The 25338-nt window shown below is 50.8% G+C and carries 15 protein-coding genes; all 15 read left to right on the forward strand.

All coding sequences use genetic code 11. The features are described from left to right. The first annotated feature begins 50 nt into the window (after positions 1 to 50). On the forward strand, positions 51 to 1748 hold the full coding sequence (locus DXV75_RS10240) for a glycoside hydrolase family 9 protein (protein WP_115593307.1): 1698 nt from the start codon (positions 51 to 53) through the stop codon (positions 1746 to 1748). Between the two features lie 444 nt (positions 1749 to 2192). Beyond that, on the forward strand, positions 2193 to 5522 hold the full coding sequence (locus DXV75_RS10245) for a TonB-dependent receptor (RefSeq protein WP_220272521.1): 3330 nt from the start codon (positions 2193 to 2195) through the stop codon (positions 5520 to 5522). Between the two features lie 39 nt (positions 5523 to 5561). Further along, positions 5562 to 7100, forward strand: coding sequence for a tryptophan halogenase family protein (locus DXV75_RS10250; protein ID WP_115593308.1), 1539 nt, complete (start codon positions 5562 to 5564; stop codon positions 7098 to 7100). Beyond that, positions 7097 to 8413 (forward strand): tryptophan 7-halogenase, encoded by a 1317-nt coding sequence (locus DXV75_RS10255; RefSeq protein WP_115593309.1) that lies wholly within the window; start codon positions 7097 to 7099, stop codon positions 8411 to 8413. The genes DXV75_RS10250 and DXV75_RS10255 overlap by 4 nt, the downstream gene beginning before the upstream one ends. Continuing rightward, positions 8413 to 9918 carry a tryptophan halogenase family protein gene (locus DXV75_RS10260; RefSeq protein WP_115593310.1) on the forward strand — a complete coding sequence of 502 codons (1506 nt, stop codon included), beginning with the start codon at positions 8413 to 8415 and terminating at the stop codon, positions 9916 to 9918. Before DXV75_RS10255 ends, DXV75_RS10260 begins: the two co-directional genes overlap by 1 nt. A gap of 206 nt (positions 9919 to 10124) precedes the next feature. After that, positions 10125 to 10553 (forward strand): 50S ribosomal protein L11, encoded by a 429-nt coding sequence (rplK, locus tag DXV75_RS10265; RefSeq protein ID WP_115593311.1) that lies wholly within the window; start codon positions 10125 to 10127, stop codon positions 10551 to 10553. 4 nt (positions 10554 to 10557) lie between these two features. Then, positions 10558 to 11253 (forward strand): 50S ribosomal protein L1, encoded by a 696-nt coding sequence (gene rplA / locus DXV75_RS10270; protein WP_115593312.1) that lies wholly within the window; start codon positions 10558 to 10560, stop codon positions 11251 to 11253. Positions 11254 to 11568: 315 nt separating this feature from the next. After that, a complete protein-coding gene (gene rplJ, locus DXV75_RS10275; protein ID WP_115593313.1) occupies positions 11569 to 12087 on the forward strand; it encodes a 50S ribosomal protein L10 in 519 nt (172 codons plus the stop codon). Positions 12088 to 12143: 56 nt separating this feature from the next. Then, complete coding sequence (gene rplL / locus DXV75_RS10280) at positions 12144 to 12518, forward strand: 50S ribosomal protein L7/L12 (RefSeq protein ID WP_115593314.1); 375 nt, start codon at positions 12144 to 12146, stop codon at positions 12516 to 12518. 289 nt (positions 12519 to 12807) lie between these two features. Then, positions 12808 to 16836, forward strand: a complete 4029-nt coding sequence (gene rpoB, locus DXV75_RS10285) for a DNA-directed RNA polymerase subunit beta (RefSeq protein WP_115593315.1) — start codon at positions 12808 to 12810, stop codon at positions 16834 to 16836. An 80-nt stretch (positions 16837 to 16916) separates the two neighbouring features. Next, entirely contained in the window at positions 16917 to 21092 is a 4176-nt protein-coding gene (rpoC, locus tag DXV75_RS10290; protein ID WP_115593316.1) for a DNA-directed RNA polymerase subunit beta', read from the forward strand. Between the two features lie 301 nt (positions 21093 to 21393). After that, entirely contained in the window at positions 21394 to 21768 is a 375-nt protein-coding gene (gene rpsL / locus DXV75_RS10295) for a 30S ribosomal protein S12 (protein ID WP_115593317.1), read from the forward strand. A 73-nt stretch (positions 21769 to 21841) separates the two neighbouring features. Continuing rightward, the gene (rpsG, locus tag DXV75_RS10300; RefSeq protein ID WP_115593318.1) at positions 21842 to 22312 is read left to right on the forward strand and encodes a 30S ribosomal protein S7; all 471 of its coding nucleotides are present in this window, start codon (positions 21842 to 21844) and stop codon (positions 22310 to 22312) included. 26 nt (positions 22313 to 22338) lie between these two features. After that, on the forward strand, positions 22339 to 24441 hold the full coding sequence (gene fusA, locus DXV75_RS10305) for an elongation factor G (protein WP_115593319.1): 2103 nt from the start codon (positions 22339 to 22341) through the stop codon (positions 24439 to 24441). A 62-nt stretch (positions 24442 to 24503) separates the two neighbouring features. Then, positions 24504 to 25338 (forward strand): elongation factor Tu (gene tuf, locus DXV75_RS10310; RefSeq protein ID WP_115593320.1); only part of this gene is annotated, 835 nt, incomplete at its 3' end.

Below are 25338 nucleotides of genomic sequence, written 5' to 3' on the forward strand. Positions count from 1 at the left end.
TATATCACATTTAATGCAGAGTAACGTTAGATCATCAGAGTGAGGATTGTATGACTTTGCGCTATCTCGGCTTGTTGGTGGCTGGATTGTCATTGTGCGGATGCTCGCAGAATATTCAGAGCACCGATAATTCTGACCTAGTGGCGATTCAGCTCAATCAGGTGGGCTTTTCCCCTGAACTGCCTAAACTGGCAGTAATCGAAAATTACCATTCGGTTGATTACTCTGTTGTTGATTTGGAGAATGGCGTGCAGGTATTGTCCGGTAGCGTTCCGAGCGGAACTATTTGGTCACCTGCCGGGGTTCCCGCCAATGTTGTTGATCTCAGCAGCATTACAAGGGCAGGAAAATATCGAATATCTGTGGCTAATGGCAAAGCTTTCAGAGACTTCGATGTTTCAGGTACCGCATTTGCTACCCTGCATGATGCCGCAATCAAAGCGTATTATTACAATCGTGCCGGTTCAGCCCTGCTTCAAGAGTACGCCGGTATATGGGCGCGTGAGTCTGGCCATAAGGATGAGCATGTACTTGTGCACAGATCGGCTGCATCGGATTTTCGTCCGTCAGGAACCGTATTGTCGGCGCCTAAGGGCTGGTACGATGCCGGTGATTACAACAAGTACGTAGTGAATTCGGGGATCAGTACCTATACGCTGATGCGGACCTACTTGGACTTTCAGCCGTTTTATCAGAATCGGCAGTGGAATATCCCGGAATCCGGCAATGGGCGTGCAGACATTCTTGATGAGATAGCCTGGAACCTGGACTGGATGCATTCCATGCAGGACGCTGACGGCGGGGTTTATCATAAACTGACGACATTACAATTCTCGGGTGCTGAGATGCCCGCGCAGGCGACGGAAGCCCGTTATGTAGTGCAAAAAAGTACCGCGGCGACGCTCAACTTTGCCGCGGTGTTTGCGATGGCGAGTCGCTTGTACCCGGAACATGCCCAGGCTTATCTGGCATCTGCACAAATGGCGTGGCAGTGGGCCAATCGCTTCCCGGATACAGAGTTTCGAAACCCTGAAGACGTTGCCACCGGGGAGTACGGTGATCAGACATTTTCCGATGAATTTGGCTGGGCGGCTGCCGAATTGTATCTTGCAACTCAGGACATCCGCTATCTGAACCGGTTTTTGAGTTATAACCTCACCCTGTCAACGCCTTCCTGGTTCGATACAGCCTCGCTTGCCTACATTTCATTGTTGAGTGACGGGCATGAACTGTTATCCACCACGATATATGATCAACTTTCCCGTGCTCTGATGGAGTACGCAGCAGACGCAGCGCGTGAGTCAGATTCGTCATCTTTTGCCGTTGCCATGCAGGAGCGAGATTTTGTCTGGGGCAGTAATAGTGTGGCGCTCAACAAAGCGATGCTGGTCTGGAAGGCCTGGCAACTAAGTGGAATCGGGCAATACAGGCAGGTCTCTCTTGGTCTGCTCGATTACATACTGGGCCGCAACCCGCTAGGCATGAGCTTTGTCACTGGGTTTGGTCAGATCTCACCTATGAAAATACACCACCGCCCGTCAGAGGCTGACGGAATCCTGGCACCGGTACCCGGTTTTGTTGTTGGTGGCCCCCAAAACGGACATCAGGACGGATGTCATTACCGCAGTGATTTGCCAGCGGTTTCCTATCTGGACGACTGGTGTTCCTACTCAACCAACGAAGTCACAATTAACTGGAATGCTCCGCTGGTGTACATGCTCGCTGCGGTGATGGCTGGATCAGACTGATCCAGGGATCGGTCCCAAATATCGGATGACGTTTTTACACTGGGTGGATGAATGCTTTGTGCACATAACCGGTGGGTAGCATGGCGCATGACAGGGGGATCTCGCAGCGGGATGGAGCGCGGTTATGAAATTTAAGCCTCGCGTGACGATTTGTTAAGTCTATGTATTTATTTAATTTTTTTCTTTTCAAAGGCGATGGTAATAATATTGTTAATTAAATGTTTCGTATTATCGTTTCTCTGTTGTGATATTTACTGAGTGAATTGATAGTCCATTCATTCTCTTACAAACTTAAGAAAAACAAGCAAGTAAACGCGCATGTCAGGTGGTGTGTCAGTCGTTCCCGAATGATGTGCAATCACTCAACCAGCAGAAAGGTTCATAGTCCATGATGGATAGGGGCCTCTGCTCATTGGAGTCGTGATGATGGTGTATCGGAAACCGGTGTCTAAGCCAAGCTGCCTTATTAATTTCAGGAAATCGCTTACTGCGATTGCGATGATGTCAGCGTTTGGCAGCGTGCATGCTCAACAGGCCGATTCAACAACAGATAATGCAGCGCAGGACGATGAATCTCAGCTTGAGGTTATTGAGGTAAGTGGTACGCGGGGCAATTTGTTAAATGCTCAAAATCTCAAACGAAATTCCGATACGGTGCTGGATAGCATTACCGCTTCTGATATTGGTGTTTTGCCTGATCGCAGTGTGCTAGAGGCCATTCAGCGGCTTCCAGGGATATCAATAGAGCGTTTTGCTGGTCCTGACGATCCGGACCACTTTAGTGTTGAGGGCAGCGGTGCCATTATCCGGGGTATGACTCAGACCCGCAGTGAATTTAATGGGCGTGACTCGTTTACCGCCAACAGTGGCCGGGGATTGTCGTTTCAGGATGTTTCTCCGGAATTGATGGGTGGAGTGGACGTATACAAAAACCAGACTGCCGATATGATCGAGGGGGGAATTGGTGGTACGGTGAGTTTGCGTACCCGCAAGCCCTTCGACTCTCAAGGCCGGGTGATAGCCATTGGCGGGGACTATTCTTATGGTGATGTTGCCGAAAAGGGCAGCCCCACATTTTCGGCCCTGTACAGTGATCGTTGGGATCTCGACTCCGCAGGTGAGTTTGGATTGCTGGTTAATTATGCCGATTCACAGCTGTATGGCGAATCTCACGGTATTCAATCCGATGCATTTGTAACCATGTACGCAAGAGATTTGGCCGGTGCAGAGTCTTTCGTTGGTGAAAATGGTGAAGGCATTGTGTGGATGCCGAATGCGTCCAACCTGCTGAAAAAGTTCGACGATCGGGAGCGCAAGGGCTTTGCGTCTGCGTTGCAGTGGGAAAGTGAAGACGAAACCCTGCTTGGTACGCTGCAATACATTCGTTCTGATGCCAAGCTGTCATGGCATGAACAGGCGGTGAAGTATCAGGGCGGTTATTACAACATTAATGAAAGGCGCACCCGGCCGCTGGATGGTACATCATTTACGTTTGATGACCGTGGCCTGTTTGAGTCCGGAACTCTGACTCAGGGAGTGGATGGGTGGCGGGCCGGTGATGGCAACGCAGATCGCGTAATCCGTTCTTGGGAGACGGGTGGCCGGCCCCAGTTTGGTTACCCCACACAATTTGACAGCCGGGTTAAGGACACCGAAAGCCTGGTGGAAGACCTGTCGTTCAATTTGCGCTGGCTTGCTTCGGAAAATCTCGAACTGACTGCGGATTTTCAGTATATCGACGCAGAAACTTCCGATGATGATGTGGTGGTGCACACCGCAGCTTTTGCAGGGCAGACTTATGACGTAACGGGTTCAACACCGGACATGATGCTGCTCGAACCCTATTTCGGCTACCGGGACGCCAACCCTGAAGTGTACGCAGGCGGAGTATATCCTGGCTTTACGGATGATCCGGCCGGAGACAGCAACTACTTTCAGGACCGTACATCGTATTTTCTCAGAAGTGCAATGGATCATTACGAGCGTTCTGAAGGAGAGTCGAAGGCATTTCGTCTGGATGGCAAATACTTCCTCGGGGATGACAGTCTGTTTACGTCCCTGCAAACAGGTGTGCGCTATGCCAAGCGGGAACAGACGGTGCGATCCACTGACTGGAACTGGGGTTCACTGGGGCCGGAATTTTCCGGTTCAACCCCTGCTGCCTGGCTCGACACCTTGCCTGATGACTACCAGAGCAACTTTGAGATGGTGGACTGGTCAGATTTCCACGGTGGTGGAGTGGCACACATTCCGGGCGATCAAACCATACATGCAACGGAAGCGTTTGTCCGTTCAGTTATTAATGGAAATATGCCCTACAAAACCGATGCGGGTGACTGGGTACCCTATCCGAATCGAACAAACGTAACGCTGGACTCGCAGTACGGGATCTTCGCACCGGGGGAAATCAATGACACGACTGAAGTTAATAAAGCCATTTATCTGCGCCTGAATTTTGAAGGGGGCGAGGATCTGTTCTTCTCGGGTAATGTTGGGTTGCGTTACGTAAAACTGACCCGCGAAGCCAATGGCTTTATAAACTACCCTGACCTTGTGCCCGCGCCTGAGTTTGCTGCGCCCGGTGATCTTGCCAATCAGCAACTGAATCCGGAAATTGTTACGGCTTGGGTAAATGATCAGGTAGCGCAGGGTAACTACGCCAGTTTTGAAGATGCCTTGCAGGCAGAAGAAAACCGCTGGATAGGTGAGCCGCTGAATTATTTGCCTGTAGAGGACAGGGCATTCGGAGATGAAACCGCCGAGCGCCAGGAAGCGAAAACGGATTTCAGTATGCTGTTGCCCAGCTTTAACATCAAAGTGGAGTTGACCGACGAGCTCATTGGTCGATTTGCTTTTTCCAAAGCGGTGGCCATGCCGGACATTGGGGATGTGCGCAACAGGGTAATGCTGGGTAATGATGACGTACAGGCCATCAGGCCGACCAACCCCGACCCTGGTACACAGCCAGATCCGGAAGACACATTGATTCAGGGCGCCTATGTTCCTGCATGGACAGGGGAAGGTGGCAACCCTTACCTGGAGCCAATGGAATCCTGGCAATATGACGTGGCCCTGGAATGGTATTTTGCGGAGGTGGGGCAACTGAGTGTGACACTGTTCCATAAAGACCTGAGAAACTACTTTATTCAGGGGGCTACGCCGCAAAGCTTTACCAATCCAACCACAGGCCAGACACAAACGGCATTGGTGAACACTACAACCAATGGTGGAAAGGGTAAAATGGATGGCGTGGAGTTTGCTTACCAGCAATTTTTCGATACGTTACCCGCGCCCTGGGATGGCTTGGGGGTGCAGGCGACATTTACCTATATTGATGCCAGTGGGGTCCCTAACAACCAGATTGATGCCGAGGATGAATCCTGGGCAGGAGATTCCGCCACCGACCCTGGCATCCGGGTCAGTTTGGACTCAATACCCCTGGAAGGTCAGTCCAAGCGGACGTTTAACCTTGTCGGTATGTACGAAAAAAATGGCTGGAGTGCCAGGCTGGCTTATAATTGGCGCTCCCGTTACCTGCTCACCACCCGTGACGTGATATCCAAGGCGCCGCTTTGGTATGATGATCACGGCCAGTTAGACGGTTCCTTGTTCTACAACATAAACGACAACTTTACTGTTGGATTACAGGGAACAAACCTGACCAATTCCCAGTCGGAGACCATCATGATGCTGAACAATGACGGGTTGGAAGCGGGCCGCTCCTGGTTTGTCTCAGATCGGCGGATAGCGTTGGTGGCGCGGGCCAATTTTTAGATCGCTGAAGTACCTTGGCGCGTATCCCCAGGTTTCTGCATGGTGAAGCCGGTTGATATAGTGATTTTAGGTGGCGGCACTGCCGGTTGGATGAGTGCCGCTGCACTGTCGCGTCTGTTGCCGGCAAGCCGCTACCGGATCACGCTGGTGAGTGCACCTGAACTTCAAACCGTGGGCGTCGGAGAAGCCACCATTCCTCACATTCGATATTTCAACCAAACGTTAGGAATTGATGAAAATGAGTTTATCCGTTCCGTCGGTGCGACATACAAACTCGCCATTCGGTTCAAAGGTTGGGGGTACGAGGCGAGCGACTATTGTCACGGCTTTGGGTATAGCGGTGAACGGATAAACGATATTGAATTCCACCACTATTTTTTGCGGGCTTTTGGCCGTTCATCCGAAGTGGACTACGATCGTTTTTGTCTGGCATCTCTCGCTGCCAGGGCGCATCGGTTTGAATATCCAAAACAGGGTGATTCAATGGCAGGGCGATACGGCTACGCCTTCCATCTGGACGCTACCCGTTATGCTGATTATCTGCGTGAGTTCAGCCTGGCCAACGGTGTAAAGCATATCCTGGGCAAGGTAGAAAGCGTGCAGTTGTCACTGTCAGGGGACATTTGCAGTCTGCGGTTATTGAACGGTGAAATTATTGAGGGTGACTGGTTTCTCGATTGCAGCGGGTTTAGTGCACGGCTCATAGAACAGGAACTCAACAGCGGTTATGAAAGCTGGCAGCAATGGTTACCGTGTGATCGGGCCGTTGCCGGCGCTTCAGGAGCGATGGATTCACCTCCAACTTACACCCTGTCACAAACCCATTGTGCGGGGTGGCGTTGGCAGATCCCGCTGCAGCACCGCACGGGTAACGGTGTGGTCTATGCGAGTCATGAAATGTCCGATGATGAGGCGGCGGTGTTATTGAACCGCTCTGTTGAGGGTATTGATGAATCCCGGCTTAAGGTACTGAGTTTCCTGCCGGGGAAACGTCGCAAAAGCTGGCAGCGAAATTGTGTTGCCATCGGCCTTTCGAGTGGGTTTCTGGAGCCACTGGAGTCGACTAGCTTGTATCTGGTGCAGGTTGCGATTGAGAAATTTATTGAATATTTGCCGGCAGATAGGAATTGTCACGCAGAGCGGCAGGCATTTAACCAGTTTATCGATATCGAATACGAGCGCATTCGCGATTTCCTGATCCTGCATTACCATCAAAACGGGCTCAATTCTTCGTTTTGGCGTTATTGCGCGACTATGGCTCTGCCCGATTCGCTAAACCTGCGATTGCAGCTTTATGACGAAACCGGTCATTTCAGTGGCTATCGGCAGGGTTTATTTATGCCGGTTTCCTGGGTTACGGTTGCTCTGGGGCAGGGGCGTTATCCGCAGGGTATTGACGGCAGGATGCAAAAGTGGCCCAAGCACCAGATTGCGCAGGAACTGACGAGTTACCAGGCAAAACTCGTCAGCCTGGTCGGCCAAATGTCTGCCCATAAGTATGCCCTAGGGCGCGCTGGAGAAGAGGGGCTCAGATATCCTGAGGCATCCCCAAGTCTGTATGGATTTGTATCCGGATGAATCATAGGGTTATTGGTGTGGTAGGGCAGGGATTGATGTTCCAGATTGCGAGCAGTTGGCTTAGCCGGACACTGTCACCCTTTGGCGCTAAAATTATTGGCTTTGAAACCCCCGTTAAAGATGGCCCGGTGGTCGCGGAATGGGGGCCGGGTCTTCACGATTTTTGCGCTGTTACAGGATTATCATTGGCTGGGCTAATGCGGGAATGTCAGGGAAACTTCTGCTGGGGACTGCGATGTAACTGGTTCAAACGCGGCGCTCTGCTGCCCTATGGTAGTTATGGATTGAAAAGCCGGCAAAAGGAATTTGAACACGGCATGTTGCGAATGTTTTCCCGGTTTCCAGAGCGCAATCCGGACGAATTCAGTCTGGCGGGCAGTGCCGCTTGTTTGGGGCGCTTTGCATTACCAATGGCGCAGTGGTCCGGATGGGCGCACGCTATGCGCAGTGGTGTAACCCTCGAAGCCGCTCAACTGGCAAGCCTGCTGCACACATTTAATCAGCAACTGGGTGTGGTGTACCTGCCTGTGTCCGATGATTCGATCCCGGCGGAAGCACATCCGCAGGTGGACTTTTGGCTTCATATTGCGTCTGTCGCCGGTGGCAGCAAAAGTGCTGAAAGCATCGAGGAAACGCTGCTCCCAGAAAGCTGTTGTGGTTATTCAGAGCTTCATTCTCAGGCCGGTAAAACCCTGAAGCTGGCTCATACCCGCCGGCAAACGTTGCAGTATGGCTTGCGCCAGGGGGCGCAACATCAGTCGGGCCAGGGGCGTTACTTCAGGCAGTTTAAACGCTTTTCGGCCAGCTGGACCGGTAATCAATTGCGACTGGAATTACCGTTATTGACGAGTTTAACCTCACCTTTTGATACTTTAATAGACTGGCTGCAGAAATTGCTGGAATTGTGGCCTGCACAATTTGCAAGCCATGCTCTGGCAATGAGTTATCGACAATACGCAGATACATACATTGCAGAAGCTGAGGATTTTGAGCAGACACTGTTCGGAAAACAATCGTTGCAGCGACAACTCTTTTTGCGTTGCGGTCGGTTGCTGCAGCGAGAAACCGGAGCCGTCAGTGATGCCCAGTGGTTTGCACTGCTGATGGGGATGGGGGATTTGCCGCAGCGCAGCAGTGTGGTACTGGAAGCGACTGATGATGAATCCCTGTTTCCAGTAATGGAAGAAATTGCCAGGCGAATCAGGTGCGTGGTTTCAGGAATGCCTGAACACAGGGAATTTGTATCCCGGTTTTGCAACGCTGGCGTACCGTTGAACATTCACGCTTTAGGTAACGCGAGTCAGGGGGCCTGATGACACAGCAACTTCGCAAAATTATTATCCTTGGGGGCGGCTCGGCGGGTTGGATGACCGCAGCAGCCCTCGGCAAAATTCTGAAAAATCAATTCTGTGAAATACAGCTTATTGAGTCGCAGGACATTGGAACCGTTGGAGTAGGTGAAGCCACTATTCCACAAATCCTGCTTTACAACGACCTTATTGGCCTGGATGAAAATGAATTTTTACGCCGAACCCAGGGCACCTTCAAGCTCGGCATTCAGTTTACCGACTGGGACGAAATTGGCAGCCGCTACTACCACGCATTTGGCGAAGTAGGAAAAAACATGGAAGGTGTGCAGTTTTACCATTACTGGATGAAAATGCGCGCCCAGGGTAAGGCTGCTCCGCTGGACGAATACACGCTTTCTTCGCTTGCGTGCAATGAAAAGCGCTTTATGCGCTCAGTCGATGCCGGCAATTCACCGCTGTCGAACATTGCCTATGCCTTTCATTTTGACGCAGGCCTGTATGCCCTCTATCTGAGGGAATTGTCGGAAAAGTGCGGCGTGGTCCGAACTGAAGGAAAAGTGACCGAAGTTCAACAGCATCCCGACGGTTCAATCAAGTCGCTGCGGCTGGCCGATGGCAGTGTGCACGAGGCGGACTTCTTTATTGATTGCAGCGGGTTTCGGGCAGTGCTGATAGAGCAGACGCTGCAAACGGGGTTTGATGACTGGCGCCACTGGTTACCTTGTGACCGGGCTTTAACCGTTGCCAGCACCCTGAACGAAGAGCCCTGGCCATTTACCCGCGCAGCTGCGCAAAAGGCAGGGTGGCAGTGGCGAATTCCTTTACAACACCGCATTGGAAATGGCCACGTTTATTGCAGCGAGTTTATGGATGAGGCCGAAGCCAGACAAATCTTGCTGTCAAACCTTGACGGAAAACCGCTCAACGAACCCCGTTTGATCCGGTTTGTAACTGGCAAGCGAAAAAAGTTCTGGAATAAAAACTGCCTGGCTATCGGTCTGTCCAGCGGTTTTATGGAACCGCTGGAATCAACCAGTCTACACCTGGTTCAGATGGCCATTTCCAAGTTCTTCTCGTTCTTTCCAACCCGCCAACCGGTGGGGGCCGACATTGACGAGTTTAACCGTCAGATGACGTTTGAATTCGAGCGCATCCGGGATTTTCTGATCCTTCACTACCATGTTACCCAGCGCAGTGATGCACCATTCTGGGAATACTGCCGAACCATGCCGGTACCCGACTCTCTGACTCAGAAGATTGAACAGTTTAAGGCGAGCGGCCGGGTATTCCGCTTCAACAACGAAATGTTTAGCGATTTAAGCTGGTTTGAAGTTATGTACGGTCAGGGCCTCAGGCCTGAGAGTTTTCATGGTCTGACCGGCTTGTTTGGGGAAGACGAATTGGCACGGCGGCTGGACGGAATCCGGAATGTAGTGCGTCGTTCAGCTGATTATATGCCTTCCCATCAGGCCTTTATCAATGAGTATTGCAAAGCCCCTGTCGGCTAGCCGGGGGGAAAACGGTAGGCACAGAAGTACACTTCCGGCTTTTAAGGTATTTTAATAAATTCCGCATAGTAAAATTCCACTCAGGGGCTTGCTTCATGTGGTGAATTGTTGTACATTACGCGCCCTTTTTAACGGAACGGGGAGCCGTTTGAGCAAGTATTCTCAGTACTTGCGAGGCGTTAGACCCAAACAAGAGAGCATTAAAAATGGCTAAAAAAGTAATTGGCTTGATTAAGCTTCAGGTTGCAGCGGGTGCTGCTAACCCAAGTCCACCGGTTGGTCCTGCATTGGGTCAAAAAGGTGTGAACATCATGGAATTCTGTAAGGCTTTCAACGCAAAAACCGAAAGTCTTGAGAAAGGCGCTCCAGTACCAGTAGAAATTACTGTTTACGAAGACCGTTCTTTTACCTTCGAAACCAAAACGCCTCCTGCTTCTTACCTGCTGAAAAAAGCTGCGGGTATCAAGAGTGGTTCAGGCCGTCCTAACACTGAAAAAGTGGGTAAAGTGACCCGTGCTCAGTTGGAAGAAATTGCCAAGACCAAAGAGCCGGATCTGACTGCTGCTGATCTGGATGCAGCTGTACGCACTATTGCGGGCTCTGCTCGCAGCATGGGCTTGAACGTAGAGGACTAATCGAATGGCTAAATTAACTAAACGCGCTCGCCTGATCCGCGAAAAAGTGGATGCGACCAAGGAATACGAAATCAATGAAGCGGTTGCGCTGCTGAAAGAACTGGCGACTGCCAAGTTCGCAGAGAGCGTTGACGTTGCCATCAATCTGGGTATTGATGCCAAGAAATCTGACCAAAACGTTCGTGGTGCAACTGTACTGCCTAACGGTACTGGTAAAGATGTTCGCGTTGCTGTGTTCACCCAGGGTGCAAATGCAGAAGCTGCGAAAGAAGCTGGTGCTGACATCGTAGGTATGGACGATCTGGCTGAACAGGTCAAAAAAGGCGAAATGAACTTTGACGTAGTGGTTGCCAGCCCGGACGCGATGCGTGTAGTTGGTCAACTGGGTCAAATCCTCGGTCCTCGCGGCCTGATGCCTAACCCTAAGACTGGCACAGTAACTCCTGATGTTGCGACTGCGGTTAAAAACGCAAAAGCCGGTCAGGTAAGATACCGTAACGACAAGAACGGTATCATCCACGCCAGCATTGGTAAGATTGCTTTCGAAGCAAACCAAATTCAGGAAAACCTGGAGGCGTTGCTGGATGCCCTGAAGAAAGCCAAGCCTTCTTCAGCTAAAGGCACCTATATCAAGAAAGTTAGCCTGAGCACCACTATGGGCGCAGGTGTAACGCTTGATAAAGCCAGCGTAGGCCAGTAATTCCCTGCCGGTACACAGTGCCGGTTTCTCTGAAAAGGTTATGGGTTGGAGCTGAATGCAGCATAGCTGACACGCAGCTCCCGTCCAAGACCGCAGGTGCGACGCAGTAAAAGAGGTAAGAGAACTTTTACATTCAATGTGTTGCTTAATGGCAAAAGCCTGCGCAGACGGTGGTTTGACTCAGACTCTCTGGGGTAACAAACACCGTAGAGCGGTACGACCGGTAACCGAAAGGTACCGGACGTATCAATCTGTGAACCCTGATGAACTTAACGGCAAACCGTGCAAGTCATCAGATACAAAGAGGTGAACTCAGTGGCACTAGGTTTAGCAGCAAAGAAAGAGATCGTAGCAGAAGTTTCTGATGTTGCGTCTCGCGCTCTATCCGTTGCCGTCGCTGAATACCGTGGGATGGAAGTTGCAGAACTGACCGACCTGCGTGTTAAAGCCCGTGAGCAAGGCGTCTACCTGAAGGTAGTACGTAACACTCTGGCTAAACGCGCTCTGGCTGACAGTAAATTTGCAGACTTGGAAAGCGCCTTAACTGGTCCGCTTATCTACGGCTTCTCTATCGATGCACCTGGTGGTGCAGCGCGTCTTTTCAAAGACTACGGGAAGAAGAACGATAAGCTGAAAGTGACTGCACTTTCTATTGGTAGTGGTCTGTTGGGTCCAGAAAAACTGGATGCAGTAGCTTCACTTCCGACTCGCGACGAAGCGCTTGCAAAACTGCTTGCGACCTTCAAAGCACCGGTTGGCAAATTCGTTCAGACTATCAACGAAGTGCCTGCCAAATTTGTGCGCGTATTGGCGGCGGTCAAAGACACCAAGTAATTGGTGTTTTTGGCATATTGATTTTTTTAACATTTTAAACCCAGGAGTTTAGAGAAATGGCTCTAACCAAAGAAGATATCTTGAACGCGATTGCTGAAATGCCAGTTATGGAACTGGTTGAGCTGATCGAAGCAGCTGAAGAGAAATTCGGCGTTTCTGCTGCTGTTGCAGTTGCAGCTGGTCCTGTTGCTGGTGGCGAAGCTGCTGCAGCTGAAGAAAAGACTGAATTTGACGTTGTAATGACTTCATTCGGCGCAAACAAAGTTGCAGTTATCAAAGCAGTTCGCGGCGCAACTGGTCTTGGCCTGAAAGAAGCGAAAGAAGTAGTTGAAGCTGCTCCTAAAGCTATCAAAGAAGGCGTAAGCAAAGATGACGCTGAAGCACTGAAGAAAGAGCTTGAAGAAGCTGGTGCAACAGTTGAAATCAAGTAATCTGAATTGATCAGATTATTTGCCTGAGACGGCAAGGCTGGTGGTTGTAGTTGACCACCAGCCTTTTTGCGCTGTAGGGTGTACAGTTTATAACCCTTGACTGTCCCTCGTAAGGCGCAACTCGGAAAATTCAAAAAAAGCATAAAACCAACAAGTTAGCTAATCATTGGCGAATTTTTGGTGTATGCTGGTTGAATTGCCCGAAAAAGGGTCGTGGAAGTTTGTTGTTTGATACCCGAATCGGGATCAGGCAGCAGGTTGGGTCAAAAATCAGCAGGCTGAGGAACCCATGGTTTACTCTTATAGCGAAAAGAAACGTATCCGTAAGGATTTTGGCAAACGCCCACAGGTATTGGAAATTCCATACCTCCTTTCAATTCAGCTAGATTCTTTCAAAAAATTTATTGAAATCGATACTGACGGTCAATATGGTTTGGAAGCAGCTTTTCGTTCCGTATTTCCGATCAAAAGCTATTCTGGCAACTCAGAGTTACAGTACGTCAGTTACCGTCTGGGTGAACCTGTATTTGATGTCAAAGAATGTCAGATCCGTGGCGTCACCTTCTCCGCTCCACTAAGAGTAAAACTGCGGTTGGTGCTGTTCGATAAAGAAGCCGCCCCAGGTACCGTAAAAGATATTAAAGAACAAGAAGTGTACATGGGTGAGATCCCGTTGATGACCGAGAACGGTACGTTCGTCATCAATGGAACTGAGCGTGTTATCGTGTCACAGTTGCACCGTTCTCCTGGCGTGTTCTTTGATCACGACAAAGGCAAAACCCACTCTTCCGGTAAAGTGCTGTATAACGCGCGGGTAATTCCTTACCGTGGTTCCTGGTTGGATTTCGAGTTCGACCCGAAAGATAACCTGTTTGTGCGTATTGACCGTCGCCGCAAGTTGCCTGCAACGATTATCTTGCGCGCGTTGGAAATGAGCACGGAAGAAGTTCTAGATACTTTCTTTGAAAAAGTACAGATCCGCATTGCCGACAACCGTCTGATGATGGAAGTGGTTCCTGATCGTCTGCGTGGTGAAACTGCCCAGTTCGACATTCTCGATGCGGAAGGTAACGTACTGGTTGAAACCAGCCGTCGTATTTCAGCCCGTCATACCCGCGCTTTGGAAAAAGCCGGTATCACCGAGTTGGAAGTACCTGCCGAGTATCTGATTGGCCGCGTATACGCTGCAACCTATGTCAATGAAGACACTGGTGAAGTGATCGTTAATGCGAACGATGAGCTTACCCTCGAATCACTGGCAGAACTGAGCCAAGCAGGTATCAAAGAATTTGAAACCTTGTACATTAACGAGCTGGATCACGGTTCTTATATTTCCGATACCCTGCGTATCGACAGCAGCACAAACCGTCTGGAAGCGCTGGTAGAAATTTACCGTATGATGCGTCCTGGTGAGCCGCCAACAAAAGACGCCGCAGAGACCCTGTTCGACAACCTGTTCTTCTCTGAAGAGCGCTACGACCTGTCTTCTGTTGGTCGTATGAAGTTCAATCGCCGCTTGGGCCGTGAAGAACTGACAGGTTCCGGTACACTGGATAAAGAAGACATCATTGCTGTTATGAAACAGCTGATTCAAATCCGTGACGGTAAAGATGAAGTAGACGATATCGACCACCTGGGTAACCGTCGTATCCGTTCTGTGGGCGAGATGGCCGAAAACCAGTTCCGTGTAGGTCTGGTGCGTGTTGAGCGTGCGGTGAAAGAGCGTTTGTCCCTGGGTGACCTGGACAACGTGATGCCTCAGGACTTGATCAACGCCAAGCCTATCTCTGCGGCAGTGAAAGAGTTCTTTGGCTCTTCCCAGCTGTCTCAGTTTATGGATCAGAACAACCCGCTGTCAGAAGTTACGCACAAGCGTCGTATTTCTGCCCTTGGTCCGGGTGGTCTTACCCGTGAACGTGCGGGCTTCGAAGTTCGAGACGTACACCCTACTCACTATGGTCGTCTGTGTCCGATTGAGACCCCTGAAGGTCCGAACATCGGTCTGATTAACTCATTGGCGAGTTTTGCCCGTACCAATGACTTCGGTTTCCTGGAAACCCCATTCCGTCGCATCGTTGACGGTGTGGTCACTGAAGAAATCGATTACCTGTCTGCCATTGAAGAAGGCCAGTTTGCTATCGCCCAGGCGAACATCCTGCTTGACGAAAATGGCGCACTGGTTGATGACCTGATTCCGTGTCGTCACCGCGGTGAGACTACCTTGATGCCTAAAGAAGACATCAAGTACATGGACGTCTCCCCGCAGCAAATCGTTTCAATCGCTGCCAGCATCATTCCGTTCCTGGAACACGATGACGCCAACCGTGCCTTGATGGGTGCGAACATGCAACGTCAGGCGGTTCCTACCCTGCGTGCTGATAAGCCGCTGGTTGGTACCGGTATGGAAAAAACCATCGCCGTTGACTCCGGTGTAACCGTGGTCGCGAAGCGTGGTGGTGTGGTTGATTACGTTGACGCGGGTCGTATCGTAATCAAGGTTGATGAAGATGAAATGCTGCCAGGCGAAGCCGGTATCGACATCTACAACCTGACCAAATACACCCGTTCTAACCAGAACACCTGTATTAACCAGCGCCCTACCTGTAACGTGGGTGACCCCATCGTTGCTGGTGACGTACTGGCTGACGGTCCATCGACCGATTTGGGTGAACTGGCTCTGGGCCAGAACATGCGTATCGCGTTCATGCCCTGGAACGGTTACAACTTTGAGGATTCCATCCTCATCTCTGAGCGTGTGGTACAGGAAGATCGTTTCACTACTATCCACATTCAGGAACTGAGCTGTATTGCTCGTGACACCAAGCTTGGGCCAGAAGAAATCAGTGCTGATATCCCTAACGTGGGTGAAGCTGCGCTGAGCAAACTGGACGAATCCGGTGTTGTGTACATTGGTGCCGAAGTGAAGGGCGGTGACATTCTGGTTGGTAAGGTAACACCTAAGGGTGAAACCCAGCTGACGCCGGAAGAAAAGCTGCTGCGCGCCATCTTCGGTGAAAAAGCCTCTGACGTTAAAGACACTTCTTTGCGCGTTCCTAACTCTGTTCACGGCACTGTGATTGACGTTCAGGTCTTCACCCGCGATGGCGTGGAAAAAGACAAGCGCGCTTTGGAAATCGAAGACATGCAGTTGCGTCAGGTCAAGAAAGACCTGTCAGATGAATTCAACATTCTGGCTGACGGTACCTTCGCCCGTGCGAGAAACGTACTGACCAAAGCCGGCGTTGATGAAGCGAAACTGGATGGCATGCCACGCGAGAAGTGGTTCGACATTCCGTTAAGCGACGAAGATGCTCAGAACGATCTTGATCAGATCGCCGAGCAGTACGCAGAAATTAAAGCCGACTTCGACAAGAAGTTTGAAGTGAAGCGTCGCAAGATCACCCAGGGTGATGATCTGGCGCCTGGCGTACTGAAGATCGTTAAGGTTTACCTTGCGGTTAAGCGTCACATCCAGCCAGGTGACAAGATGGCCGGTCGTCACGGTAACAAGGGGGTAATCTCTACCATCGTTCCGGTAGAAGACATGCCTTACGATGAAAACGGCACACCGGTAGACATCGTACTGAACCCACTGGGTGTACCGTCGCGGATGAACATCGGTCAGATTCTGGAAACCCACCTGGGTATGGCTGCGCATGGAATCGGTGTCAAAATCGACAACATGATTAAAGAGCAGCAGGAAGTGGCCAAGCTGCGTGATTTCCTTAAGGAAGTGTACGCACTGGGTGAAAACCACCAGGAAGTTGATCTGGATACCTTCAGCGATGACGAAGTCAAGCGTCTGGCGGAAAACCTGCGTAAAGGTGTACCTGTTGCCACTCCGGTGTTCGACGGTGCCCGTGAAGCAGAAATCAAAGCGATGTTGAAACTGGCTGACTTACCAGAAAGCGGGCAAATCACGCTGTGCGACGGTCGCACAGGTCGTGAGTTTGAGCGTCCGGTAACCGTTGGCTACATGTACATGCTGAAACTGAACCACTTGGTTGATGACAAGATGCACGCCCGTTCTACCGGTTCGTACAGTCTGGTTACTCAGCAGCCACTGGGTGGTAAAGCCCAGTTTGGTGGTCAGCGCTTCGGAGAGATGGAAGTGTGGGCCCTGGAAGCTTACGGCGCTGCTTATACACTGCAGGAAATGCTGACAGTGAAATCAGATGACGTAAACGGCCGTACCAAAATGTACAAGAACATCGTTGATGGCGATCACAGAATGGAGCCGGGCATGCCGGAATCCTTCAACGTATTGCTTAAGGAAATCCGCTCGTTGGGTATCAACATCGAGCTGGAAGAAAAGTAATACGGCAATCGCCGAAGTATTGATTTGATGGCCCGGCCCAAGTGCCGGGCTCTAGAGACTGACTCCGCTGGGAGAGTATTGTGAAAGACTTATTAAAGTTTCTAAAGCAACAAAACAAGACTGAAGAATTCGATAATATTCGAATCGGTCTGGCTTCGCCTGACATGATCCGCTCATGGTCGTACGGTGAAGTTAAGAAGCCTGAAACCATCAACTACCGTACGTTCAAGCCTGAGCGCGACGGCCTGTTCTGTGCCCGCATCTTTGGTCCGGTAAAAGACTACGAGTGTCTGTGTGGCAAGTACAAGCGCCTCAAGCATCGTGGTGTGATCTGTGAAAAATGTGGTGTAGAGGTAACTCTGACCAAAGTGCGCCGTGAGCGCATGGGCCACATCGAATTGGCCAGCCCGGTTGCCCACATCTGGTTCCTTAAGTCTCTGCCGTCTCGTATCGGTTTGATGCTGGACATGACGCTACGTGATATCGAACGTGTACTGTACTTCGAATCCTACGTAGTGACCGAGCCTGGTATGACTACTCTTGAGCGTGCACAGCTGCTGAGCGAAGAAGAGTATCTGGATGCGCTGGAAGAGAACGGTGACGAATTCGAAGCTAAAATGGGTGCCGAGGCGGTATTTGACCTGCTGAAAGCGCTGGACGTTGACGGTGACGTAGCCTCCATGCGTGAAGAGCTGCCGTCCATCAACTCTGAAACCAAGCGTAAAAAAATCACTAAACGTCTGAAACTGCTGGAATCTTTCCAACAGTCTGGCAATAAGCCAGAGTGGATGATCATGACCGTATTGCCAGTACTGCCGCCGGACCTGCGTCCGCTGGTACCACTGGACGGCGGCCGTTTTGCGACATCCGATCTGAACGATCTTTACCGTCGTGTTATCAACCGTAACAACCGTCTGAAGCGTCTGCTCGACCTGGCTGCGCCTGACATCATTGTACGTAACGAAAAGCGTATGTTGCAGGAAGCGGTTGATGCCCTGCTGGATAACGGTCGTCGTGGCCGTGCCATTACCGGTTCCAACAAACGTCCTCTGAAATCTTTGGCTGACATGATCAAAGGTAAACAGGGTCGTTTCCGTCAGAACCTGCTGGGTAAGCGTGTTGACTACTCTGGCCGTTCTGTAATTACCGTTGGTCCTACTTTGCGTCTGCATCAGTGTGGTCTGCCGAAGAAAATGGCTCTGGAACTGTTCAAGCCATTCATCTACGGCAAACTGGAAGGTCGTGGCCTGGCTACCACCATCAAAGCTGCCAAGAAGCTGGTAGAGCGCGAAGCACCGGAAGTATGGGACGTTCTGGACGAAGTTATTCGCGAACACCCTGTACTGCTGAACCGTGCACCTACGCTGCACAGACTGGGTATCCAGGCATTTGAACCAACCCTGATCGAAGGTAAAGCGATCCAGTTGCACCCGTTGGTGTGTGCGGCGTACAACGCTGACTTCGACGGTGACCAAATGGCGGTTCACGTACCTTTGACTATCGAAGCACAGCTTGAAGCCCGTGCATTGATGATGTCAACCAACAACATTCTGTCTCCGGCAAATGGTGAGCCAATCATCGTACCTTCACAGGACGTTGTTTTGGGTCTGTATTACCTGACCCGTGACAAAGTTAACGGTTTGGGCGAAGGCATGGTGTTTACCAGCCCACACGAAGCGGAAAAGGCTTACCGTACTGGTCATGCTGAACTGCATTCACGTGTAAAAGTCCGTATTACCGAATACGATGTTAAAGAAGATGGTAGCAAAGAAGAAAAGGTTACCCTGACTGATACTACGGTTGGTCGTGCGCTGTTCTCGCTGATTCTGCCTAAAGGTCTGCCGTTTGAAATAATCAACCAGCCTATGGGTAAAAAGCAGATTTCACGTCTTCTGAACGCCTGTTATCGTAATCTGGGTCTGAAAGATACCGTTATTGCGGCTGACCAAATCATGTATACCGGTTTCCACTACGCGATGATCGCGGGTGCGTCAGTTGGTATCGATGACATGGTTATTCCTGACGCCAAGAAAGACATCATCGAAGCTGCCGAAGCGGAAGTTATCGAAATCCAGGAGCAGTTCCAGAGTGGTTTGGTAACCGCCGGTGAGCGTTACAACAAAGTTATCGATATCTGGTCCAACGCCAACGAAAAAGTGGCCAAGGCGATGATGGATAACCTGAAAACTGACCTGGTAATCAATAAAGACGGTGAAGAAGAAGAGCAAACCTCTTTCAACTCTGTATTTATGATGGCGGACTCCGGAGCCCGGGGTAGCGCGGCACAGATTCGTCAGTTGGCCGGTATGCGTGGTCTGATGGCTAAGCCGGACGGCTCCATCATCGAAACGCCAATTACCGCAAACTTCCGTGAAGGTCTGAACGTACTTCAGTACTTCATCTCAACCCACGGTGCCCGTAAAGGTTTGGCCGATACAGCACTGAAAACAGCGAACTCCGGTTACCTGACCCGTCGTCTGGTAGACGTAGCCCAGGATTTGGTTATCACCAATGACGACTGCGGCACCTTCGAAGGGGTGAAAATGACTCCGCTGATTGAAGGTGGTGACGTAGTAGAGCCGCTGCGTGAGCGTGTACTGGGTCGTGTGGTGTCTGAAGACGTCATGAAGCCTGGAACCGATGAAGTACTGGTTGCCCGTAACGAACTGCTGGACGAGCAGTTGGTGGACCTGCTGGAAGCCAACTCTATCGATCAGATCATGGTTCGCTCGGTAATCACCTGTGACAATGACTTCGGTGTGTGTGCCAACTGTTACGGTCGTGACTTGGCCCGCGGCCACATGGTCGGAAGAGGTGAGTCTGTCGGTGTCATCGCCGCCCAGTCCATCGGTGAGCCGGGTACCCAGCTCACCATGCGTACGTTCCACATCGGTGGTGCGGCGTCACGGGCATCTGCTGAAAACAGTGTACAGGTGAAAACCGCCGGTAGCCTGAAGATGCATAACGCCAAGTTCGTTCGCAACACGGACGGCAAAGTGGTTATCGTATCCCGCTCTACCGAACTGACGGTAATTGACGCTCAGGGCCGTGAGAAAGAGCGCTATAAAGTGCCTTACGGTGCAATCCTGACCGTTGATGACGGTGCTGCCGTTAATGCCGGCGACATCGTTGCTAACTGGGATCCGCACAGCCACCCAATTATCGTAGAGCGTGCCTCTAAGATTAGCTTCTCTGATATCGATGATTCGAACACAGAGATGCAGCAGGACGAGCTGACCGGTCTGACCCGTATCGTGGTGAAAGATCTGTCCAAGGTGAATGCGAAAGAGCCTAAGCTGATCCTGGAAAGCGCTGAATTCGGTCTGCAGGAAATCCGCCTGCCAAGCTTCACTACCATCGAAGCGGCTGACGGTAAAGTGGCTAACGAAGGTGACGTGCTGGCACGTATTCCTCAGGAAAGCTCCAAAACACGTGACATCACCGGTGGTCTGCCACGGGTTGCTGACCTGTTTGAAGCCCGTAAGCCGAAAGAGCCTGCAATCCTGGCGGAAATCTCCGGTACCATTGGTTTCGGTAAAGAGACCAAAGGTAAGAAACGTCTGGTCATCACACCGAAAGACGGCGAAGCTTACGAAGAGATGATTCCTAAGTGGCGTCAGCTGAACGTGTTCGAAGGTGAATACGTAGAAAAAGGCGAAGTTATCGCCGACGGTCCGGAGTCTCCACACGATATCCTGCGCCTACGCGGAATCAGTGCGGTATCCAACTACATCGTGAACGAAGTTCAGGAAGTTTACCGTCTGCAGGGTGTAAAAATTAACGACAAGCACATCGAAGTGGTTATCCGCCAGATGCTGCGTAAGTGCATGATTGTACACCCAGGTGACAGCCAGTTCCTGGAAGGCGAACAGGTGGAAGTTTCCAACGTTAAGATCGCCAACCGTGATCTTGAGAAGCAAGGTAAGATCCCGGCTAAGTACGAAACTCAGCTGTTGGGTATTACCAAAGCCTCACTGTCTACCGAGTCGTTCATTTCAGCGGCCTCCTTCCAGGAGACCACCCGCGTACTGACCGAAGCGGCGGTACAGGGCAAGGAAGACGACCTGCGTGGTCTGAAAGAAAACGTTATTGTCGGGCGTCTAATCCCGGCCGGTACCGGTTTCGCCTATCACGAGCGCCGTGCTCAGAGAAGAGTCGAGTCAATGGAAGAAATGTCGGTTTCTGCTGCTGATGCAGAACTGGCCCTGACCGAAGCATTGAATGCGGAAGTCAATCAGCCTTCTGCTGACGAGTAAGCCGTTTCACCGGGTTGGGCCAAACGCCCAATCTGGTGTTTCTCACCCTGCAAGTTGACACGGATAGCCAACTAATCAGTTGGTTATCCTTTGTACAGCTTGACAGAGGCAGCTTTGATCATTAATATTCCGCGACCCGAATTTTGGATAGCCTGAAAAGGCAACAAAAATGGGCGCGGTTTTTTGTTTCAAAGCCAAGCCAATCCTGACGAGCACAGGGTTGGGCGACGAAATGAAAGTCGCATCGCACGACCCGAGCCATGGTATCGGGTTTTTGTAGTTTTTAATCAGGAGCTAGTTAATGGCAACAGTTAACCAGTTAGTGCGCAAGCCGCGCCAAAAGCCAGTTGCAAAAAGCAACGTCGCTGCGCTTCAGGCTTGTCCACAAAGACGTGGTGTATGTACTCGCGTATATACCACTACGCCTAAGAAACCAAACTCTGCACTGCGTAAAGTATGTCGTGTTCGTTTGACCAACGGTTTTGAAGTTTCTTCATACATCGGTGGTGAAGGTCACAACCTGCAAGAGCACAGTGTTGTATTGATTCGTGGCGGTCGTGTAAAAGACCTGCCAGGTGTTCGTTATCACACCGTTCGCGGAACTCTGGACTGCGCAGGTGTAAACGATCGTAAACAAGCCCGTTCCAAGTACGGCGCGAAGAAGCCTAAGTCTTAACGGTTCTCCGTTAGTAAGGCCAAACTGTAATTTTGAGTTTTGGGTTATCCCTGAATTCCACGGAGAATAGAAGATGCCAAGAAGAAGAGTCGTAGGTCAACGTAAAATCCTACCTGAGCCGAAGTTCGGTTCACAACTGCTTGCTAAATTCATGAATGTCGTAATGCTCGACGGCAAGAAGTCAGTTGCTGAAAAAATCGTTTACGGTGCGCTTGATATTGTTGCTGAGAAAACCGGCAAGGCACACCTGGATGTGTTTGAAGATGCACTGGACAACATTCGTCCTACCGTAGAGGTTAAGTCCCGTCGTGTAGGTGGTTCTACCTATCAGGTACCAGTAGAAGTTCGTCCCGTACGTCGTAACGCTCTGGGTATGCGTTGGTTGGTTGATGCGGCACGTAAACGTGGCGAGAAATCCATGGCACAACGCCTGGCAGCTGAAATGATCGATGCAGCAGACAATAAAGGCTCTGCGGTTAAGAAGCGTGAAGACGTGCACCGTATGGCTGAAGCGAACAAAGCGTTCGCTCACTATCGTTGGTAATCAACGTAGACTACTGAGAGAGACGTATGCCTCGTAAGACCCCAATTGAACGTTATCGTAATATTGGAATCGTCGCTCACGTGGACGCGGGTAAAACCACGACCACGGAGCGGGTCCTGTTTTATACAGGTTTGTCACATAAAATCGGTGAAGTTCATGATGGTGCAGCCACAATGGACTGGATGGAGCAGGAACAGGAGCGGGGCATAACCATTACCTCTGCTGCTACTACCTGCTTCTGGGCTGGTATGCAACAGCAATATGACCAGCACAGAATCAACATCATAGACACCCCCGGGCACGTGGACTTTACCATTGAGGTAGAGCGTTCATTGCGTGTTCTTGACGGCGCTGTCGTGGTTTTTTGTGGGTCTTCCGGGGTTGAACCTCAATCAGAAACGGTCTGGCGACAGGCCGACAAATATCACGTACCGCGCATGGTTTTCGTCAATAAGATGGACCGTGCCGGTGCGGATTTTGAGCGTGTTGTGGGTCAAATCCGCAAGCGTTTGGGCGCCAATTGTGTGCCTATTCAGTTGAACATTGGGGCTGAAGAAGAGTTCCGTGGTGTCATCGATTTGATCAAGATGAAAGCCATCAACTGGAATATGGAAGACATGGGCATGACCTTTGCCTATGAAGAGATTCCTGCCGAATATCTGGACAAAGCCCAGCAGTACCGTACCGAGATGATCGAAGCGGCTGCTGAAGCGTCCGACGAACTGATGGATAAATACCTGGAAGGCGAAGAGCTGACCGAAGAGGAAATCCGTCAGGGACTGCGTACCCGCACCCTGAACAATGAAATTGTTCTGGCTACCTGCGGCAGTGCGTTTAAAAACAAAGGCGTTCAGGCCGTATTGGATGCCGTAATCGAATATTTGCCTGCACCGGTGGATGTTCCTGCAATCGACGGTGTGCTCGACGATAAAGACGAGACTCACGCCGAGCGTCATGCTGACGACAACGAACCGTTCTCTGCGCTGGCATTTAAGATTGCCACAGACCCCTTTGTGGGAACACTGACCTTTTTCCGTTGTTACTCAGGTGTGGTGAACACAGGCGATACCGTCTATAACCCGGTGAAAGGCAAGCGCGAACGTTTTGGCCGTATCGTGCAAATGCACGCCAAAGATCGTGAAGAAATCAAAGAAGTACGCGCCGGCGACATCGCTGCTGCCATAGGCCTGAAAGACGTAACCACCGGAGACACCCTGTGTGACCCGAATCATGTGATTACCCTTGAGCGTATGGAGTTCCCTGAGCCGGTGATTTCCATTGCAGTGGAGCCAAAGTCACAGGCTGACCAGGAAAAAATGGGCATTGCGCTGGGTAAACTGGCCGCTGAAGACCCCTCATTCCGTGTGAAGACCGATGATGAAACCGGTCAGACGATTATCTCAGGAATGGGTGAGTTGCACCTGGACATCATTGTTGACCGCATGAAGCGGGAATTCAAAGTAGAATGTAACGTGGGTAAGCCTCAGGTGGCCTATCGCGAGACCATTCGCAAGAAAGTCGAAGTGGAAGGCAAATTTGTACGTCAATCCGGTGGTCGTGGTCAGTTCGGCCATGTCTGGCTGAGAGTCGAGCCGAATGAAGAAGGCAAGGGCTACGAGTTTGTAAACGAAATCGTCGGCGGTGTGGTTCCGAAGGAATTCATCCCTGCGGTGGATAAAGGGATTGAAGAGCAAATGCAAAATGGTGTGTTGGCAGGTTACCCGGTACTGGATGTAAAGGTTACCCTGTTCGACGGTTCTTACCATGATGTTGACTCTTCAGAAATGGCGTTTAAGATCGCTGGCTCAATGGGATTCAAAAAAGGCGCCGCGGAAGCGAATCCGGTGTTGCTTGAGCCCATCATGAAAGTTGAAGTGACGACTCCGGAAGACTGGATGGGTGACGTAGTTGGTGACCTTAACCGTCGTCGCGGCATAATCGAAGGAATGGAAGAAGGTGTAGCGGGCATTAAGATTGTTCGTGCCAAGGTGCCCTTGTCAGAAATGTTTGGGTACGCCACTGATTTGCGGTCTCAGACCCAGGGCAGAGCTTCTTATTCTATGGAATTCTTCAATTATTCTGAAGCGCCTAACAATGTTGCGCAGGCGATAATTGAAGCGAGAAACTAATCTTAATGAAGGTTCGGTCCGGTCTATATTGGGTCGGGCTTTTAACTTAGGAAACGAGAAAAATGGCAAAAGAAAAGTTTGAACGTACGAAACCCCACGTAAACGTGGGTACTATCGGCCACGTTGACCACGGTAAAACCACTCTTACTGCAGCGATCACTACTGTTTTGGCAAAGACTTACGGTGGTTCTGCTCAGGCTTTCGATCAAATCGATAACGCGCCTGAAGAAAAAGCACGTGGTATCACCATCTCTACTTCACACGTAGAATACGACACGCCTACCCGCCACTACGCGCACGTAGACTGCCCCGGACACGCTGACTATGTTAAAAACATGATCACCGGTGCTGCTCAGATGGACGGTGCTATTCTGGTAGTAGCGGCAACGGATGGCCCAATGCCGCAAACTCGTGAGCACATCCTGTTGGGTCGCCAGGTTGGCGTACCTTACATCATCGTATTCATGAACAAATGTGACATGGTAGACGATGAAGAGCTGCTGGAACTGGTTGAAATGGAAGTTCGTGAACTGCTGAACGAATACGAATTCCCGGGTGATGACCTGCCAGTAATTCAGGGTTCTGCTCTGAAAGCGCTGGAAGGCGACGCAGAGTGGGAGAAGAAGATTGTTGAGCTGGGTGAAGCACTGGATTCATACATTCCAGAGCCAGAGCGTGCCATCGACAAGCCGTTCATCCTGCCAATCGAAGACGTATTCTCCATCTCAGGCCGTGGTACGGTTGTAACCGGTCGTGTAGAGCAGGGTATTGTTAAAGTTGGTGAGACCGTTGAAATCGTAGGTATCCGCGAAACTCAATCTACTACCTGTACTGGTGTAGAGATGTTCCGTAAGCTTCTGGACGAAGGCCGTGCTGGTGAGAACGTTGGTGTTCTGC

This window comes from Alteromonas aestuariivivens (genome assembly GCF_003367475.1).
Lineage (GTDB): Bacteria > Pseudomonadota > Gammaproteobacteria > Enterobacterales > Alteromonadaceae > Alteromonas > Alteromonas aestuariivivens.

What these genes read in the sequence shown, in the direction of transcription:
- DXV75_RS10240 (WP_115593307.1), top strand. Translation starts at nt 51, where the DNA reads ATGACTTTGCGCTATCTCGGCTTGTTGGTGGCTGGATTGTCATTGTGC.
- DXV75_RS10250 (WP_115593308.1), top strand. Translation starts at nt 5,562, where the DNA reads ATGGTGAAGCCGGTTGATATAGTGATTTTAGGTGGCGGCACTGCCGGT.
- DXV75_RS10255 (WP_115593309.1), top strand. Translation starts at nt 7,097, where the DNA reads ATGAATCATAGGGTTATTGGTGTGGTAGGGCAGGGATTGATGTTCCAG.
- DXV75_RS10260 (WP_115593310.1), top strand. Translation starts at nt 8,413, where the DNA reads ATGACACAGCAACTTCGCAAAATTATTATCCTTGGGGGCGGCTCGGCG.
- rplK (WP_115593311.1), top strand. Translation starts at nt 10,125, where the DNA reads ATGGCTAAAAAAGTAATTGGCTTGATTAAGCTTCAGGTTGCAGCGGGT.
- rplA (WP_115593312.1), top strand. Translation starts at nt 10,558, where the DNA reads ATGGCTAAATTAACTAAACGCGCTCGCCTGATCCGCGAAAAAGTGGAT.
- rplL (WP_115593314.1), top strand. Translation starts at nt 12,144, where the DNA reads ATGGCTCTAACCAAAGAAGATATCTTGAACGCGATTGCTGAAATGCCA.
- rpoB (WP_115593315.1), top strand. Translation starts at nt 12,808, where the DNA reads ATGGTTTACTCTTATAGCGAAAAGAAACGTATCCGTAAGGATTTTGGC.
- rpsL (WP_115593317.1), top strand. Translation starts at nt 21,394, where the DNA reads ATGGCAACAGTTAACCAGTTAGTGCGCAAGCCGCGCCAAAAGCCAGTT.
- rpsG (WP_115593318.1), top strand. Translation starts at nt 21,842, where the DNA reads ATGCCAAGAAGAAGAGTCGTAGGTCAACGTAAAATCCTACCTGAGCCG.
- fusA (WP_115593319.1), top strand. Translation starts at nt 22,339, where the DNA reads ATGCCTCGTAAGACCCCAATTGAACGTTATCGTAATATTGGAATCGTC.